This is a genomic window from Streptomyces sp. 1114.5, from assembly GCF_003635085.1.
Classification (GTDB): Bacteria; Actinomycetota; Actinomycetes; order Streptomycetales; family Streptomycetaceae; genus Kitasatospora.
Window position 1 is genome coordinate 336,738 of the sequence record NZ_RBXE01000004.1, and the last position, 13,450, is coordinate 350,187.

Below are 13,450 nucleotides of genomic sequence, written 5' to 3' on the forward strand. Positions count from 1 at the left end.
CTGGTCAGCCGGGGACGGTCACCAGGCCCGCCTCGTAGGCGAGGATGACCAGGTGCACCCGGTCGCGGGCGTCGAGCTTGGCCAGCAGCCGGGTCATGTAGGTCTTGACGGTGGCGATGCTGAGCACCAGTTCGGCGGCGATCTCGGGGTTGGAAAGGCCGCGGCCGACCAGGGTGAGGATCTCCCGCTCGCGCCCGGTGATCGCCTCCAGCCGCCGGAGGGCGGGCGTCACCGCGGCGGTCCCCGGCTGCGGCGGCCGGCCGCCGACGAAGGCGCCGATCAGCCGCCGGGTCACGCTCGGGGCGATCAGGGCGTCCCCGGCGGCGACCACCCGCACGGCGCCCAGGATGTCGTCCAGCGCCATGTCCTTGACCAGGAACCCGGACGCCCCCGCGCTCAGCGCCGCGTAGACGTGCTCGTCCTCGTCGAAGGTGGTGAGCACCACCACCCTGGTCGGGCCGTCGGCGGCGGTCACCAGCCGGGTGGCCTCGATGCCGTCCATGCCGGGCATCCGGATGTCCATCACCACGACGTCCGGGCGCAGTTCGGCGGCCAGCCGGACGGCCTCGGCCCCGGTGCCCGCCTCACCGACCACCTCGACGTCGGCCGTCTCCGCGATCACCATCTCCAGCGCCGCCCGCACCAGCGGCTGGTCGTCGGCCAGGATGACCCGGATCATGCCCGTGCCTCCGCCCCGGCTGCGGGAACGGCGGCCGGGACCGGCAGCGTGGCCGCGACCCGGAACCCGCCGCCGGGACGCGGCCCGGCCTCGAACCCGCCGTGCAGCAGGGCGACCCGCTCGCGCAGCCCGGCCAGCCCGACGCCGCTGCCCGGGGCGGTGCCGTGGCCCCGGCCCCGGTCGGTCACCTCGACGGACAGCTCCCCCGCCGTGCGGCGGTCGACGGAGACGACGCACGCGCGGACGTCCGCGTGCCGGACCACGTTGGTGACCGACTCCTGGACGATCCGGAAGGCAGCGAGGTCCACCTCCGGCGGCAGCGGCTCCTGGTCGCCGAACCGCCGGACCTCCACCCGCACTCCCGCCGCGGTGGTGGCCTCCGCCAGCCGGTCGAGGTCGGCCAGGCCCTGCGGGGCGGTCGCCGAGGCCTCGCCGTCGGCGCGGCGCAGAGCGACCAGCATCCGGCGCAGCGCCGCCAGGGTGTCCCGCCCGGCGGCCTCGATCTCGCCCAGCGCCGCCTTGGCCCGCTCGGGCCGGCTGTCGATGACCCGGCGGGCGGCACCCGCCTGCAGGGCGACGATGCCCAGGCTGTGCGCGACGGTGTCGTGCATCTCGCGGGCGATCCGCAGCCGTTCGGCGGTGACCGCCTCGGCGGCCGCCCGGGTGCTCAACGCCTCGGCGTGCTCCCGGTTCTGCCGCACCGAGCGCCCGACCAGCCAGGCGACCAGCGCGAGCAGCGCCGCGCCGTCGGCGGAGCCGATGTGGGTGCCGGTGAAGATCCCGACGGTGTTGCCGCGCACCAGGCCGATGTGCAGCACCAGGAAGACCATGACCAGGGTGAACGCGGCCCGCGACGTGCGCCGCGGCTGGGTGGCGGTGATCAGGCAGAGCGCGGCGTCCACGGCGAGCAGCGCGGCCGGCGGCACCTGGGTGCCCCCGGCCCAGCCGTCGGTCTCCGTCCAGGTGGCGATCAGCAACAGGGCGACCGAGAGCACCGGCAGCCGGCGCACCAGGGCGGCGCCGGTGAAGGCCACCGCCGTGTCGGCCAGCGTGAACGCCAGGCCGCCGTGTGCGGCGGCGCCGCCGTACTGCCGGGCCGTGCTGCCGAGCAGGACGGCGGGGTAGGCGGCGGCCGCGCACCACGCGAGTCCGACCCAGACCTCGGGCGGGACGCGCCGGAACAGCGGCGGGGAGGTGGTCGAAGGCATGGTTCAAGATCGTAACGAGGGGCGACGGCTGCGTCATCGGACCGTGGTTGTACATCCGGGGGTGACAGCCGGGGTGAGCCGGTGTCAGCGCCGGTCCGATGCGGTGGTGCAGCCCGTCCCGGCACCGTTGGACCCATGATCGAAGTCACCCGGCTGACCAAGCAGTACGGCCGCACCACCGCCGTCGACCGCCTCACCTTCACCGTCCGCCCCGGCCATGTCACCGGCTTCCTCGGCCCCAACGGCGCCGGCAAGTCCACCACCCTGCGGATGGTCCTGGGCCTCAACTCCCCCACCGCGGGCAGCGTCACCGTGGACGGGGTGCCCTTCCGCAGCCGGCCGCGCGGGCTGCGCCACGTCGGCGCCCTGCTGGACGCGGGCGACGTGCACGGCGGGCGCACCGGCCGGGCCCACCTGCGGGCGCTGGCGCGCGGCAACCGCATCCCGGCCGGGCGGGTGGAGGAGGTGCTGGAGGAGGTCGGGCTGGCCGGGGCGGCCGGACGGCGGATCGGCGGCTACTCGCTCGGCATGAAGCAGCGCCTGGGCATCGCGGGTGCGCTGCTCGGCGATCCGCCCGTGCTGCTCTTCGACGAGCCGCTGAACGGGCTGGACCCGGAGGGCGTGCTCTGGGTGCGCGGGCTGTTCCGGCGCCTCGCCGCCGAGGGACGGACGGTCTTCGTCTCCAGCCACATGATGGCCGAGATGGAACACACCGCCGACCGCCTGGTGGTGATCGGACGCGGCCGGCTGATCGCCGACGAGAGCCTGGCCGAGTTCGCCGCCCGCGCCGGCCGGGCCACCGTCACCGTCCGGGCCGCCGAACCCGACCGGCTGGTCGCCGTACTGACGGCCGCGGGCGCCACCGTACGGCCCGGCCCGGCCGGCGACCTGGAGGTCACCGGCCCGGACGCCACCCGGATCGGCGAACTCGCCCTGGAACACCGCCTGTTGCTGCACACCCTGACCACCCGCGGCGCCTCCCTGGAGGAGGCGTTCATGGAACTGACCGCCGACAGCGTCGAATACCCCGCCGGAGAGCCCCGATGAGCAGCACGACCCTCGACCGGACCGTCCCCACCGCCCCTACTGCCCGCCCCGAGCCGCGCGCCCGCTTCTCCGACCTCCTCGCCGCCGAGTGGATCAAGTTCTGGTCGCTGCGCTCGATCCCCTGGGTGCTCGGACTGAGCGCCCTGGTCATCGTCGCCGCCAACCTCAAGTCCGCGCTGTACACCCGCGACCACTACGTACCGGGCGACGGCGATCCGGCGGCCATGGCCCAAGTGGCGCTGAACGACTCCTACATCAACGCCTCCGCCACCATCCTGATGCTCGTCGCGGGCGCCGTCGGCGTGATCGTCATCGCCGGCGAGTACGCGACCGGGCTGATCCGCACGACCCTGGCGGCCGTCCCGGACCGCCGCGCGGTGCTGCTCGCCAAGGCGTGCGTGCTGGCCTCGGTCATGCTCGGGTTCGGCGTGCTCACCGCGGGCGTCTCCTTCGGCGCCGGCCAGGCGATCCTGTCCGGGCTCGGCATCGGGCAGTCCGTCACCGATCCGCTCGCCCTGCGGTACGTGGCCGCCGCCGCGCTGTTCGGCCCGGTCTGCGCGCTGGTCGGGCTCGGTCTGGGCGTGGTGGTCCGGCACACCGCCGCCGCCGTGGTGGGTGTGGTGCTGGTGCTCTTCGTCCTCCCGTCGTTCTTCACCGAGACCTACCGCTGGAGCGCCGACCTGCTGCACGCCATGCCGCTCGCCGCCTGGAACCGGCTGGCGCTGATCTCCCTGGCGCACCGGCGTCCGACGGACTACCCGGCCACGGTCGCGGGCGCGTGGATCACCTACCTGGTGTGGCCGCTCGTCTCGCTGGCGGTCGCGGCCGTCGTCATCCGCCGCCGGGACCACTGAGCCCGACCTCCCGCGCGGCTCGGAAGGCCGCGATGCTCCCCGGAGCCCGCTCGGCCCGGCTGAGCGCCCGCGGCACGCCCCCCGTGCCGGCGGGCGGCCGGCCGGACCGGCGGGGCCCCGGCCGCCTCAGTCCTGTCCGCCCCGATCCCGGCCGCCGCAGTCCCGTCGGTCATGACCCGCCCCCTGCCGCGTCCCGCCGCTGCGGAGGCCGCCCCGCCACCGTGTCCGCGACCGCCACCAGGAGCGCCACCAGCACCAGGCCCGCCGCGACCGTGACGCCCAGTTGGAAGGCGAGCGCCCAGTCCGGGTTTCGGCCGCCGGCGTGGGCGAAGAACACCGAGCCGACCACCGCGATGCCCACCGCCGAACCGACCCGCTGCGCGGTCTGCAGCACGCCGCCCGCGCTGCCCGCCCGGGCGACCGGCACGTACTGCAGGGTCAGCGTCTGGTTCGGGGAGATCACCAGCCCGCTGCCCGCCCCGGCGACCAGCAGCGGCAGCGCCGTCGTCCAGCCCACCCACGGCCCCGACCACCACTGCACCGCGAGCGCCGAGGCCAGCAGGCCGGCCAGCACCAGCAGCAGCCCGGCCACCACCAGCCGCCGACCGAGCCGGCTCACCAGCCGCCCGCCCACCGCCGCGGCCACGCCCGAGCCGACCGCGAACGGGGTGATCGCCACGCCCGCCGCCAGCGCCGAGTAGTGCAGGCCCGCCTGCAGGTACAGCGTGAAGATGAAGAAGATCGCGGTGAACCCGGCGAAGTACACCAGCGACAGCAACACCCCCGCCGCGTACGGGCGCACCCGGAACAGCGCCATGTTCACCAGCGGCTCCCGCCGCCGCGCGTAGTGCGTCTCCCAGCCGACGAAGGCCGCCAGCAGCAGCACCGCCACCGGCAGCAGCAGCCAGCGGGCCGGGCTGTGCCACTGCTTCTCCTGGACGAACGGCAGCAGCAGCGCCACCGTCCCGGCGCCGAGCAGCAGCACGCCGACCGGGTCGAAGTCGCGGTGCCCGGCCCGCTCGGCGGCGGGCGGGGGCGGCGGGAGCAGCCGGTGGGCGATCGGCAGGGCCGCGACGCCGATCGGCAGGTTGACCAGGAACACCCAGCGCCAGCCGTCCTGCGGGCCGAACAGGTGGATCAGCAGGCCGCCGAGCAGCGGGCCGACGGCGGTGGACAGCCCGATGGTCGCGCCGAGCGCGCCGAAGGCCCGGCCCCGTTCGGGGCCCTGGAAGAGGGTCTGGATGAAGCCGGAGACCTGCGGGACGAGCACGCCGCCCGCCGCGCCCTGGAACAGCCGGGCCAGCACCAGCCACTCCTGGTCCTGTGCCGCGCCGGCCAGCGCACTGGCCGCCGTGAACAGGGCGAGCCCGGTGAGGAAGACGGCCCGCCGGCTGCGCGCGTCGCCCAGCCGCCCGGCCGGGACGAGCACCAGGCCGAAGGCCAGCGCGTAGCCGCTGAGCACCCACTGCAGTCCGCTCTCCGACATGTGCAGCCCGGCCCGTACGGTCGGCAGGGCGACGTTGACGATGCTGACGTCCAGCAGGGTCATGAACCCGGCGACCAGGCAGACCGCGAGCGCCCGCCAGCGCCGTGCGTCGGCCCGCCCTCCGGCGGCGGAGGCGCCGGGCGGGTCCGAGTGCGCGGTGCCGCGCGGAGGCTGGACGGTCATGGGAGCCTCATCGTCACCCGGCCCACCGGGCCCCGCCACCCGGGCCGTACCCCCCGCCCGCGCCTGGTCCGACTGGCTCAACGCCCGCCTCGACGCCGACGCCGGCCGCCCCCGCAGCCCACGACTGCGCACCGCCGCCGACGCCATCGCCTGGCGCCTGCTCACCGAGGACCTGGCCTACGGCCTCCCGGCCCACGACCCTTCGCAGAACGGCGCGAAGGTGTGATGCCGAGGTCCGACCATCGCCCCCGTCCCGAAAGGGTCCGCTCCCGGCGCCCGATGGCCGGTGGGGGGATCGGGCGGAAGACTGGCCGTGGGGGTCCAGGCACGGTGGGAGCGGGACGATGAGCACTGGGCGGAGCCTCGCCGAGGTGATCGCCGCCGACGGGCCGTTGGCGCCCCGGGACGCGGCCCGGGTCGGCGCGCAGGTTCTGGCCGCGCTCGTCCGGGGGCACCGGGAGGGGCTGGTGCACGGGGCTGTCGAGCCGGCCCGGGTGCAGCTGGAGGGCGGGCGGGCCGTACTCGCCGAGTTCGCGAACGGCCCGTACGACGGGGATCCCGAGTACCTGGCCCCGGAGCGGACCGCCGGGCGGGCGCCAGGCCCGGAGACGGATCTGTGGTCACTCGGTGCCACGCTGTTCACGGCCGTCGAGGGCCGGCCGCCGTTCCCCGGCAGACGGCCGGGCCCGGCGGAGCGGCCGCCGGAGCCCCGGCGGGCCGGGACGCTCGCGCCGGTCATCGCGTCGCTGCTGCGCCCGGACCCGGGGCAGCGACCGGGGGCGGAGTGGACCGGGCACATGCTCGACCGGGTGGCGGCGGGCCTGACCGTCGGCCCGGCGACGGCCGAGGCGCTGCCGGCCCGCGAGACGGTCGCGGTTGCGGCACCGGCCGGGCCGCCGACCGGACCACCGGCTCCCCGGGCGGCGGGGGCGCGGCGGCGGCCCGGGGTGTGGGTGGCGGCCCTGGTCCTCGCGCTGGCGGTGCTCGGCGGGGTGGTGTTCCTGCTGGTCGGCCGCGGGGGGACGCACCACCAGGCGGGCACGGCGAGCCCGTCGGTGCCTCCGTCGGCGACCGGGCCGCCGTCGGGCGTCCAGCCGCCGAGCACCGAACCGTCGGCTCCGCAGACCACACCCGCGACGCCCACGACGACGCCCACCACCCCGTCGCCGACCACTCCCCCGCCGGCCACCGAGTCGCCGTCGCCCGCGGCGCCCAGCACCCCGGCCCCCAGCACCCCGGCGCCGAGCACCCCGGCGCAGACCCCCGGGGCCGAGGTGCCGCCCGGCTACGTCCGGACCACCGACCCGGCGGGTTTCAGCTTCGCGGCGCCCATCGGCTGGACCAGGACCGACAACGGCATGGGCGCCGGCGACTACTCGCCGGACAACCGTGGCCACATCCTGCGATTCACCGTCGTCCCCAACCCGGCCGGACAGGCCCCCCTCGACGGTTTCCTCCAGATCGAGCGGTCACTGACCCAGCAGGGCGGTTACTCCCGGATCGACCTGCGCACCAACACCTACCAGGGCAACCCGGGCGCCTCCTGGGAGTTCACCTTCGGCTCGGCCCACCTGGGCGCGCAGTCCTTCCTCGCCCCGAACGGCACCGAGTACACCGTCTACCTCTCCACCCCGGAGTCCGACTGGGCCGCCTACCAGCCCGTCCTCGCCACCGCGCTGAACACCTTCACGATCCCGTGAACCGCGTGTCAGGGCCCGATCCGCTCGATCCGCCGGCCGTCCACCCAGGCCGACCAGCCGTTGGAGCAGAGGATGTGCGCCCAGTCCCCGGCCCGTTCGAGCACCTGCAGTTCGACCCTCCCGTCGATCCTGGTCAGGGCTGCGAGGGACGGGTCCGGCGCGGCCCAGGCGGACATGCCGCCGGACGGGACGCGGTGCGTGGGGCGGAAGACGGGCCCGACGTTGGTGGGGGGCGGCCCGGGCGGCGGTGCGGGGGGCCGGCTGAGCTGCTCGGTGACGTCCGCCGCGGCCGGCTTCGGGCGGTAGACCTCCTCGGGCAGTGAGAGGTCGGGGATCGGCCTCAGGAACTCGGCGGCCAGGTTGCACGCCTCCACGACGCCGAGCGCCCGGAGCCCGAACCGGACGGCCGACCAGTCCCGGCCCGCGTGGGTGAGGCCCTGGCTGGCCAGCGCCCAGACGGTCGGCTCGGTCACGACGAACAGCACCACGTCCTCCTGCGCGACGGGCCGGCCCGCTTCGTGGCCGACCACCTGGATGTCGTGCAGGGAGAGCAGGCTGATCCAGGTGAACAGGGTGCCGGCGAAGGTCGCCAGGGTGAGCCCGAGTTCGTAGGCCTCCGGGTCACCGGTCCCGGCCGGTTCGAGGTCCCCGGCGTCCGCGTAGCGGCGCAGCTCCCGTTCGGCGACGTCGGCGGTGACCTCCGGCAGGGCCGCGCCGGTCCGCCCGCCGGGGTGCAGCTGGGCGGCGAACAGCTCCGCGACGCAGTGGCTGATCCAGCGCCGGTCGGCCACCCGGAGCGCGTCCTGTTGGGCCTCCAGGACGTCCGCCAGGGAGACGGTGACTGGCGCGGGCTCGGGCCGCCGGCCGGCGAAGGAACGGAAGAAGGCGGTCTTGTAGGCGTCCACCAGCACCAGCAGGAAGGCCAGTTGCTCGGCCGTCAGCTCCTCCATCGCCTTCGGCAGCGGGATCGGCTGCCCGTTGGAGAACTGCACCTGGAGCTGCACCCACCAGGCGAGGTCCTGGGGCGCGAACGGGGCCATCAGCTCGTAGTCGCCGGACGGCCCGGGCCGCAGGCCGACGAAGGTGTCCTCGGCCCGGCGGGAGGCGTAGAGCCGGCACGGGGTCGGCGCGCTGTCGAACAGGGCGCTGCGGGCGTCCACCACCCGGTCAGGGGCGGCGAGCGGGAGCAGCACCGTCCCGACGACGGCGGTGGACAGGCCGGTGAACTCCCGGAGCAGTTCGGCGGGTTCGCGGGCGGGATCCGCCTCGTCGGCACCGGCGGCGGCCAGGTCGGGCAGCGGCGACAGCGGGCCCGGCTCGGGCAGGTCCACGTGGCGTGCCAGCGGTCCGAACTCGTGGCGGCGCAGGCGAATGGTGCGGGCCAGGCCGCCCGGCGAGGAGAGGTCTGGAGCCCCGGTGAGGACCGGTTCGCTGTCCATGGCTCACTTCCCTTTTCCGTCCTGCGGTTCGTTCCCGGTCGCCGGCCCCGAGGAGATGCCCTTGGCCACCTGCCCGCCCTGCCCGGCGACCGCCTGCGCGGCGACACCGCCGGCCTCGCTCAGGCCGGGCCCGGGCAGGGCGCGGAACGCGGGGAACGCGGCGCCGTGGCTCTGGACGAAGGCCGACAGGTTCGAATCGACCTGCTGGGCCAGGCCGTTGACCGAGGTGCCGAACTGCTGCTTGGACAACAGCTCCATCTGCGACGGGGTGTACATGCCCTTGCCGCAGTCGGTCAGGAACCTCTTCATGTCCAGGACCCGCTGGTAGACGGCGGGGTCCGCGCCTTTGTAGTAGTACATCATCGGTTCGAGCTTGGTGGAGATGTCCTTGGCCACGCCCCGGGCGGTCTCCTGCAGCGCGCTGCCGGGGCTCAGCTCGATCGGGTTCATGTACGTCTTGTAGGTGGTCACCGAGCCGGTCTGGGCGGCCCACTTGGGGTCGGGCGGGTAGGCGAGGGCGTCGTTCTTGAGCACCGGCAGGTCCTGGTAGGCCTCCGGGTGCTTGCTCTGGGTCACCGACTGCAGCGCCTTTCCGGCCTCCTGTCCGTCGGTGGCCGCGGCGTACGCCTTGTCGTACGCCTTCTGGAACGCCTTGTTGGCGTTGGACGGGCTCACCGGTTGGCCCTTGAGCGTCAGTTGGTCGGCGGTCCTGAGCTCCTGGAGCTTCCTGTACAGGTCCTCGGCCTTCTGCGAGGTGGGTGGGGCCTGCTCCAGCTGGGCGAGCGTCTCGCGGTAGGCCTTCTGGTTGAGGGCCAGGTCGCGGTCCATCCCGACGGTGCCCTTGCTCTTGGCGTTGCGCAGGTCGGTCAGGTCGTCGACGGTCAGTTCCCGTCCGCCCCGCCGCCAGCCCTGCGCGTTGAGCTCGGCGACCTGGTCCTGCTGCGCCTTGGTCAGCACCGGTTCGAGGACCCCGGCGTACTCGCCCTGGATCTCCGTGCGCGCGGTCTTCAGGGTGGCCTTGGCCTGGAAGTTCGAGTTGATCTCGATCGCCTTCTGCTTCAGCGCCTGCTGGGCCGCGGCGATCTCCTCCGCGCTCGCCCCCTGTGCCCGCAGAGCGCGCAGGTCGGTCGCCATCTGCTGGAACTCGTCGGCCGCCTTGCGCCCGGCGGCCTGCTCGGCGGCGAAGGCGGCGTCGGTGGCGGCGTTGACCGTCGGGACCGGGCCGGGCGGCGGCTGGCCGCCGTGCGCGTTGGCCAGCTTGTTCAGCGCGGAGGTCTCGGTGGCCGCCTCGGCCGCCGCCGGAGCGACGGCGCCCAGGCCGAGCCCGTGCAGCCCCACGGCGTTGCCGAGGTCCTGGACGAAGGCCAGCGCGATCGCGGCCCGGCCTGCCGGCGGGGCCGGGCTGTTGGGATCGACGACCTGGCCGATGGTGGCCTGGTAGGCGGCCTGGAGGGTGTTGATCGGCAGCACCGCGTCGGCCGCGCCGAGCAGGGCCTTGCCGATCCCGCCCTCCTCGTAGCCGACGGCCAGGCCCTGGACGGCGTTGCGGCCGACCATGAACGCCCCGAGCTGGGCGGCCCCGGCGGCGGTCAGCGGCACCGCGAACGGGGCCAGCAGCATTTCGGTGGCGATGGCGACGTGCTGGACCCGGGTGGCGCCGGCCTCGTGCTCCTGGGCCTCGACCGCCTGCAGCTCGGCCGCGGCCGCCTCCCGCTCGGACTGGCCCTGCGCCTGGTTGAACACGGCGGTGGTCAGCTGCCGCAGCGAGCCTTCGGTGTCGGTGCCCGGGGCTCCGCTCTCGATCCGCTGCAGCACCCGGTTCGCCGGCTCGAACTGTCCGGGCGGCAGGTGGTCGATGAGGTTGCTCAGGTAGTTCTCCTGCGCCTCGATCCCGTCCAGCCGGTGGAGGTAGTCGGTGTAGTCCCGGTCGGCCTGGCTGCTGGCGGCGGCGAGCTTGACCCTGCCCTCGTCCCGGATCGTCTCCCGCTGCCCCCTTCCGGTGATGTCGGCGGCGGGGATCTTCGCCTCCAGGGTCTCGATGGCCTGCAACTGGTCGGGGGTCAGGCCCTGGGTGGGGTCGACACTCTCGTGGAGCGCCCGCAGCTGCTGCCAGTACGACGGGTCGTACATGTTGGCGCCGTCGAGCGCGCTCAGCCGGTGCCGGATGTCCTGGGCCGGGTCGGAGGTGGGGGGCGCGTCCGGGGCGGGCTCGGGCTCGTCCTCGGCGGGCGCGGCGCCGGCCGGTGCGGTCGCGCTGTCGCCCGGGCCGGGTGGCAGGCCGGGCAGGCCGGGGATGCCGGCCAGCGGCCGGCCGTCCCCGCCGTCCCCGCCGGGCGGGACGTCGAAGGGTTCGTGGAGCTCGGGCCCGGGAGGCAGGTCGGGCAGCGACAGCGCTTCTGGTTCGTCCGCCGGGAGCGGCGGGACCACTCCGGCGTCGACCGGGAACGGCGCCTGCGTGCTGGGCAGGGTCAGTGCCGGGTCCGCCAGCCCCTGGGCGTGACGCCAGTTGAGGTACTGGTTGAACTCGGCGTCGGTGGGCGGGTCGGTGAAGCCTGGGTGGGTGGCGCGCCAGCGCTGGAAGGCCGGGTCGTCCAGCAGGCCCTGGATCCAGTTGTTGACCGCCTTGCGGTCGCCGGGCGGCATGCCGGGCTGCGGCTGCCAGGGCGCGCCGCCGCCCGCGTCCGGGCCGCTGTCGTCCGGGCCGCCGGTGTCCCCGCCGGTGCCCGGCTCGCTCGCCAGGGAGCCGGCCAGGTTGCCGAGGAAGGAGCCCAGGACCCCGCCGAGCGCGGCCGCACTCGCCCCGGCCGCCGAGTACCGCAGCACGGTGGTGCTGCCGCCGCAGCTCAGCCAGGCCTGCCCGGAGCACTCCAGCGATCCGCCGTCGTCGGCGTGGGCCGGGAGGGCGTCGGTGAGTCCGTGCAGGAGCAGCACCGCGCCGACGATCAGCGCGAGGCAGGCGGTGGCGGGCGGGCGCGCGCCGGTGACGCCGATCAGGACGGCGGCCAGCGCGAGGGCCCCGGCCAGGCCCCACTTGACCGCGCTGTCGGTGACGAAGGAGGCGACGATCAGCGAGACGGCGGAGCCGAGCATGCCCACCGTCATCCCGGTGATCCCGGTGATCCGGTGGTGGCGGGTCGGCGCGACCTGCTTGACCACCGCCGACCAGATCCGGCGCAGGGACGTCGACACGATGCTCCCGAGCACGGTCGGCGCGCCCGCGAGCAGCCCGACGGCGAGCACCGCCCCGGCCGCGGCCGGCACCACCTGGGCGGCGAGCAGCGCCGCCGCCGCGCCCCACAGCAGGTGGACGGACGCTGCGCGGTCGCCACGGACCAGCGCGCCGAGCGTCCGCGGCAGGGCGCGCAGGTCGGCGAGGAAGCGGGTGGTGCCGACGGCGTGCCAGTAGCCGACCACGCCGAACAGCACGGTGGTGAGCAGGCCCCAGAACAGCGCGCCCTGGAAGAAGTTGTTGTGGCTGGTGGCCGGCGCCCCGTGCGGGACCTTTCGCCAGCCGCCGTAGCGGACGGCGATCAGCCAGACGTTCGTCGCGTAGCCGATCAGGCCGCCGACCACGGCGCCGGTCACGGCGGACACGGCGTGCTCGCGCAGCCAGCCGGGCAGCTGCCGGGCGACCTCGGCGGGGGTGGGGACGGTCCGCGGGACCGTGGCGGTGGTCATCTCGGCGCTCCCTCCGGTCCGCTACGGCTCACCGTCCGATCCGCGAGGGCGGCCCGGTCAACGGCGGCGGTCCGGTTCGCGTCGGCTTGCCGGTCGGCGACGGCGGTCCGGTCCACGATGACGAACCCGCCCGCGTACGGCCGGTCGGAGGTGCGCACCCGCAGCACGGCGTTGCCCGCGGCGGCGAAGCAGGCCGTGGTCGTGCGCCCGGGCTCCAGCCGCGGCGATCCGACGGCGGCCGGCAGGGTGTACGGCACCGGGTCCCCGTTGTGCAGGTCCACGCAGCCGTGCGCGGGGATCCGCAGGTACTGCGGGTGGAAGCGGCCGTCCAGCACCAGGGCGCTGGGGCCGGGCGCCACCCGCTGGCCGGCCCGGACGGTGGCCGGCGTGCCGAACGGCCGCTGCCAGACCACCAGGACCAGCAGGACGGCCAGCAGCGCGTACGCGGTGGTGTGCGGGCCGACCTCGCGCAGCCGGCCGACGGTGCGTTCGGGGTCGGCGGCCAGCAGGCCCAGCGGGGTGCCGTAGGCGAGGTGCCCGGCGTAGGCGATGGCGATCAGTCCCGGGCCGCGCAGGGCGTAGACGCCCGCGACGGGCGAGGCCACGACGAGGGTTTCGATCATCAGGCCCCAGGCCAGGGCCCACTGCCAGCGCCGGCCGGAGGCGAGGACGGCGTAGCTGATCCCGAAGCCGATGCCGTTGGAGAAGTGGAAGGCCCAGCCGAGCAGCCCGGTGCGCGGGTCGGAGGAGTCCGCGCCCAGGGCGAGGACGCCGTAGGTGTCGATCGGCGCGAAGAGCCGGACCCCGGCCAGGGCGAACGGCACCCGGAACAGGTCGTAACCGAGGGTGCCGAGCAGGCCGCCGACGGCGCCGACCACGAGAGCGCGGTGCAGTCGACGTCGGTGCGGGCGGCGGGCGGTGGCCACGCCGAGGGCGGCGAGCAGCGCGAGGCTCGGCACGGTGGCCGACCAGAACCAGACGGCGAACGGCGCCAGGCCGTACGACCAGGCCAGGACGGGGGTGACGGGGAGGAGTCCGAGCAGCGCGCACAGGATCGCGGCACCTCTCCCACCGGGTCCGGGACGGGCCCGGACCACTGGGCCGACCACGGTCGAGGTGCGTTGCTCTCCTCGTGCCCGCTCCGCCATTTCGGGGATCCGATCCGACCTTCACCTG

The 13,450-nt window shown here is 75.4% G+C and carries 10 protein-coding genes; 4 read left to right on the forward strand and 6 right to left on the reverse strand.

The window, feature by feature from the left end:
- Positions 1 to 4: 4 nt before the first annotated feature.
- Positions 5 to 679 (reverse strand): response regulator transcription factor, encoded by a 675-nt coding sequence (locus BX285_RS36625; RefSeq protein WP_097234779.1) that lies wholly within the window; start codon positions 677 to 679, stop codon positions 5 to 7.
- Complete coding sequence (locus tag BX285_RS36630; RefSeq protein WP_121179761.1) at positions 676 to 1,887, reverse strand: sensor histidine kinase; 1,212 nt, start codon at positions 1,885 to 1,887, stop codon at positions 676 to 678. Before BX285_RS36630 ends, BX285_RS36625 begins: the two co-directional genes overlap by 4 nt.
- Positions 1,888 to 2,022: 135 nt before the next feature.
- On the opposite strand from BX285_RS36630, the gene BX285_RS36635 reads away from it, so the two are divergent.
- Positions 2,023 to 2,934, forward strand: coding sequence for an ABC transporter ATP-binding protein (locus tag BX285_RS36635; protein WP_121179762.1), 912 nt, complete (start codon positions 2,023 to 2,025; stop codon positions 2,932 to 2,934).
- Positions 2,931 to 3,788, forward strand: a complete 858-nt coding sequence (locus tag BX285_RS36640) for an ABC transporter permease subunit (protein ID WP_121179763.1) — start codon at positions 2,931 to 2,933, stop codon at positions 3,786 to 3,788. The genes BX285_RS36635 and BX285_RS36640 overlap by 4 nt, the downstream gene beginning before the upstream one ends.
- Before the next feature lie 169 nt (positions 3,789 to 3,957).
- Here the strand turns inward: BX285_RS36640 and BX285_RS36645 are convergent, their stop codons facing one another.
- A complete protein-coding gene (locus tag BX285_RS36645) occupies positions 3,958 to 5,457 on the reverse strand; it encodes an MFS transporter (protein ID WP_183107373.1) in 1,500 nt (499 codons plus the stop codon).
- On the opposite strand from BX285_RS36645, the gene BX285_RS36650 reads away from it, so the two are divergent.
- A complete protein-coding gene (locus BX285_RS36650; RefSeq protein WP_121179764.1) occupies positions 5,456 to 5,683 on the forward strand; it encodes a hypothetical protein in 228 nt (75 codons plus the stop codon). The two genes, BX285_RS36645 and BX285_RS36650, sit on opposite strands and share 2 nt — an antisense overlap.
- Before the next feature lie 118 nt (positions 5,684 to 5,801).
- Entirely contained in the window at positions 5,802 to 7,157 is a 1,356-nt protein-coding gene (locus BX285_RS36655; protein WP_121179765.1) for a protein kinase domain-containing protein, read from the forward strand.
- A gap of 8 nt (positions 7,158 to 7,165) precedes the next feature.
- On the opposite strand, the gene BX285_RS36660 is transcribed toward BX285_RS36655, so the two are convergent.
- From BX285_RS36660 to BX285_RS36670, 3 genes are read right to left on the reverse strand one after another with little or no spacing between them, the layout of a single operon-like run.
- Positions 7,166 to 8,596 (reverse strand): hypothetical protein, encoded by a 1,431-nt coding sequence (locus BX285_RS36660; protein WP_121179766.1) that lies wholly within the window; start codon positions 8,594 to 8,596, stop codon positions 7,166 to 7,168.
- Between the two features lie 3 nt (positions 8,597 to 8,599).
- On the reverse strand, positions 8,600 to 12,274 hold the full coding sequence (locus BX285_RS36665) for a hypothetical protein (protein ID WP_121179767.1): 3,675 nt from the start codon (positions 12,272 to 12,274) through the stop codon (positions 8,600 to 8,602).
- A complete protein-coding gene (locus BX285_RS36670) occupies positions 12,271 to 13,422 on the reverse strand; it encodes a hypothetical protein (protein WP_147465310.1) in 1,152 nt (383 codons plus the stop codon). The genes BX285_RS36665 and BX285_RS36670 overlap by 4 nt, the downstream gene beginning before the upstream one ends.
- Positions 13,423 to 13,450: the final 28 nt, after the last annotated feature.